The organism is Armatimonas sp. (assembly GCF_031410135.1).
In the GTDB taxonomy this organism is placed as follows: Bacteria; Armatimonadota; Armatimonadia; order Armatimonadales; family Armatimonadaceae; genus Armatimonas.
Genome location: NZ_JANNYP010000347.1, coordinates 1 through 3,260 on the forward strand (window position 1 = coordinate 1; position 3,260 = coordinate 3,260).

Genomic DNA, 3,260 nt, shown 5'->3' on the forward strand with positions numbered 1-3,260 from the left:
GCTTGATGCGCCGCAGGATTGGGATTTCGTCCCAGGCTCGCCCTGTTTTATACAGTCGTAAGGTCGCTTCCAGTGCGGCGAGTGTCAGCTTATCGGGACGCAGGGCACGCATCAGGGGATGCTGCTTGCAGGCCGCGATGAGGTCTTTACGCCCCACTAAAATTCCCGCCTGTGGCCCTCCGAGAAGCTTGTCACCCGAGAACCACACCAGATCCGCACCCGCCGAAACGCTCTTTAGTACCTGTGGCTCGTCGGTGAGGCCAAAAGGCGCAAAGTCTACGAGTGCCCCTGAGCCGATGTCATCGCCAAACGGAATCGCGCTTCGTTTGCTCAGTGCAACCAGCTCTTCCAGTGATGCGTATTCTTTTAACCCCACGACTCGAAAGTTGCTCGGGTGGCAGCGCAGGAGCATCCCGGTGTTCTCCGTAAGCGCCTTTTCGTAGTCCGCGATTCGGGTGCGGTTGGTCGTGCCCACTTCCACAAGCCGTGCCCCGGATTGCACAATCACCTCGGGCAGGCGAAAGTGCCCCCCGATCTCCACCAGCTCCCCACGCGAGAGAACGACGTCTTTGCCATTTGCGAGTGCGGCCAGCGCCAGCACCGTAGCCGCCGCATTGTTATTGACCACGATTGCGTCTTCTGCCCCGGTCAGCTCGCGAAAAAGCTGCGCGATCACCGTCTGCCGACTCCCCCGCCCGCCCGTCTCTTCATCAACCTCAAGAGTCGCATGGCCACCGGCAACGGCTTCCACCGCAGCCACAGCGCTTGGAGCCAGTGTCGCACGCCCAAGATTCGTGTGGAGCAGAACGCCCGTGGCATTGATCGCCCGCCGGAGCTGGTTGCGCCCCAGCGCGGCGGCAAGTGCACGCGCACGCTCCGCCAAATCCCCCTCCTTCGTAGAGGGAGGGCCGGGGTGGGTTCTGAGCTTCTCACGCGCCTCATCAATCGCCTGCCGTGCCACAAGCACCGCCAGCTCATGATTCAGCTCAGCCAGCTCTGCGCTCAGCCTCTCCACCGACGGCAGATCGCGAAAGGTCATGCAACCGTCCGGAGGAGAATTCCCAAAAGCGTGGGAAGAGAGGCGAGATAGATTTCGGTGGGATCAATCGTTGCCTGAGTGCCCTGGAGCCGCAGAAAACGCCAGCGATCTCCTGTGGTGACGACTCCGTATATGGTCACAATGGACGTGTCATGAAGCTGATTGAAGCGCTGGGCGGCGACCATCTCGGCGAGGCACTGGCCAAAGCCGCCAGGAATGTCCTCTTTTTTAGCCTCCACGACCGTCAGTACCGGAGCGACCAGCTCCGTGCGTTGTGGGGAGCGGGAGAGCAGGAAATCGCAGAAGCCCGCTAGGCCAAGCGAGCGATCTACCGTGAAGTCAATCCCCGAGTGCAGGCTAATCTCACGCTGCCGCTGCTCGATAATCTCGACCAACACGGGGGCAATTAAGAGCTCCGAGCGTGCCTTTTCTGTATTCATGTCCAACGCAAGCGAGAGGTTGCGTGCTAAAGTTGTCTCCAAAAACGCACTGGGAATGGCCTGTGGCGGCGTCGGAAACATCTGTTCATCGCGCTCCACTTGTAAACCAAAGCGCTGCTCAACTTCCTGAAGGGTAAAGCGATTGTAGGCCATAGCCTATTGTACCGGGGAATGAGTGCGGATGGGCGGAGGCGCGACATAAGACGGGGCCAGCGTCGCGGGGTCGTCGGGGCCGTGGACACGTAGGCGGGCCTGCCCCAGTCTTGCGATCTGAAAGGCGCGGGGGGAGGTAGCGCGGATAGTGGCCAAGGGCGAGGACGGTATCCAGTGGGCACACTCCCCCAGCACCAGGAGCTTCGTCTCCCCGAGCACCTCAACCGCCTGAGCCAGCACGTCGCTTGTGGGCATGACTTTTGGCTCAACGACCGGGTTGGGACGATCTGGTTTGTAAAATGCCGCGATCACCTCATCTTTGCGCGAGGGCACCACGACCACAACTGCCGCACCCGAACCGTTGACCGAGCGTGCCATTGCATCCAGGCTACTAATCCCAATCAAGCGCTTTCCTAAGACCTCTGCCCAGGTCTTGGCCATGGTCACCCCAACCCGGACTCCCGTAAAGCTCCCTGGCCCCAGACCAACCCCGATAGCGTCCAGCTCCTCCAATGTAAGTCCCGCCTCGCTCAGGACAAAGTCCACGATGCCCGGCAAGCGCTCGGTCAGCCGACGGTGGTGGGCAAAGCTAAACTCCGAGAGTAGCTCCGCGCCATGGGCCACCGCAACCGAGCAGATGTCCCCGGATGTATCCAACGCCAGTATCTTCATGAAAGCCCCCCGGCCCCCATGAATGGGGGAGATATTTTGATGGTTCGAGACTCTGGCCCGGTCTCGATCAGTGTCACGTGCCAGTGGTGCTCAGGCAAGGCATCTGCGATGCACTCAGGCCACTCGATCAGAATGATGTTACGCCCATCGAGATACTCCGCAAGGCCCGCCGCCTCCCACTCCGCGCCGCTTCCGAGCCGGTAGGCATCCATATGGATAACTCCCTCATAATCATGCACCAGCGTAAACGTTGGAGATGACACCGGAGCGCTTGAGCCCAAGGTGGCCACCAGTGCGCGCGTAAACGTCGTCTTTCCCGCTCCCAAGTCCCCAGAGAGCCCCACGAGATCGCCGGGCTTGAGGCGCTCCGCCAGCCAGCGTGCCGCCGCGTCAGTCCCCTCGATTGAATCTACCAAGAACTCCACAAATTTCACGACGGTTATTGTAGCCTCTTTAGCAATAATTCGCCGCCGTGCGATAGAGGAATCATGCAATTAAAACGTAAGACCACCCTGAAAGCCCGGCGCTCGACAAAAAATACGCGCCTTGGGAGGGTCTGTCGTCGCGTCTGAAGTGCACCACATTTCTCACTGACAACGGCTTTTCCCTGATGTGGGAAAAGCCGTTTTTATTTTGCCTTGGTAGCTCAGTTGGCCAGAGCCGTCGCCTTGTAAGCGAAAGGTCGTCGGTTCGAATCCGACCCGGGGCTTTGTTTCGAGTTTGGGTGTGAAGCTTAAGTGGAATGAGCAGCCGCCTTTTAAGCGGCAGGCAGCGGGTTCGAATCCCGCCGCGCCCATTTAGATAAAACGTCCCTACCGCCATTCCAGTTGCAACATTGAGACACCGCGCCGGGGAAGCGTGAATGGAAGTACCACGCTACCTGCTTCTATTGTGACGCTTGTGGGGGGCGCGAGCTGCTCCAGCTTGCTGGCCGCTTCGAGCTGGGAATATTGGGC

4 protein-coding genes and 2 tRNA genes are annotated in these 3,260 nt (G+C 59.8%); 2 read left to right on the forward strand and 4 right to left on the reverse strand.

Annotated elements, in window-relative coordinates; genetic code table 11:
- From selA to tsaE, 4 genes are all read right to left on the reverse strand, one after another.
- On the reverse strand, window positions 1–1,039 hold a 1,039-nt coding region (gene selA / locus RMO15_RS12665), incomplete at its 3' end, for an L-seryl-tRNA(Sec) selenium transferase (RefSeq protein WP_309712957.1).
- Window positions 1,036–1,632: a hypothetical protein gene (locus RMO15_RS12670; protein ID WP_309712960.1), complete on the reverse strand. Its 597-nt coding sequence runs from the start codon at window positions 1,630–1,632 to the stop codon at window positions 1,036–1,038. The genes RMO15_RS12670 and selA, both read right to left, overlap by 4 nt.
- A gap of 3 nt (window positions 1,633–1,635) precedes the next feature.
- Window positions 1,636–2,304 (reverse strand): tRNA (adenosine(37)-N6)-threonylcarbamoyltransferase complex dimerization subunit type 1 TsaB, encoded by a 669-nt coding sequence (tsaB, locus tag RMO15_RS12675; RefSeq protein ID WP_309712963.1) that lies wholly within the window; start codon window positions 2,302–2,304, stop codon window positions 1,636–1,638.
- Window positions 2,301–2,738: a tRNA (adenosine(37)-N6)-threonylcarbamoyltransferase complex ATPase subunit type 1 TsaE gene (gene tsaE / locus RMO15_RS12680; protein ID WP_309712966.1), complete on the reverse strand. Its 438-nt coding sequence runs from the start codon at window positions 2,736–2,738 to the stop codon at window positions 2,301–2,303. The genes tsaB and tsaE overlap by 4 nt, the downstream gene beginning before the upstream one ends.
- A 201-nt stretch (window positions 2,739–2,939) precedes the next feature.
- Between tsaE and RMO15_RS12685 the strand changes: the two genes are divergently transcribed.
- Both RMO15_RS12685 and RMO15_RS12690 read left to right on the forward strand, forming a co-directional pair.
- Window positions 2,940–3,013 (forward strand) — tRNA-Thr (locus RMO15_RS12685).
- 13 nt (window positions 3,014–3,026) lie between these two features.
- A tRNA-Lys gene (locus RMO15_RS12690) sits at window positions 3,027–3,100 on the forward strand.
- Window positions 3,101–3,260 lie beyond the last annotated feature (160 nt).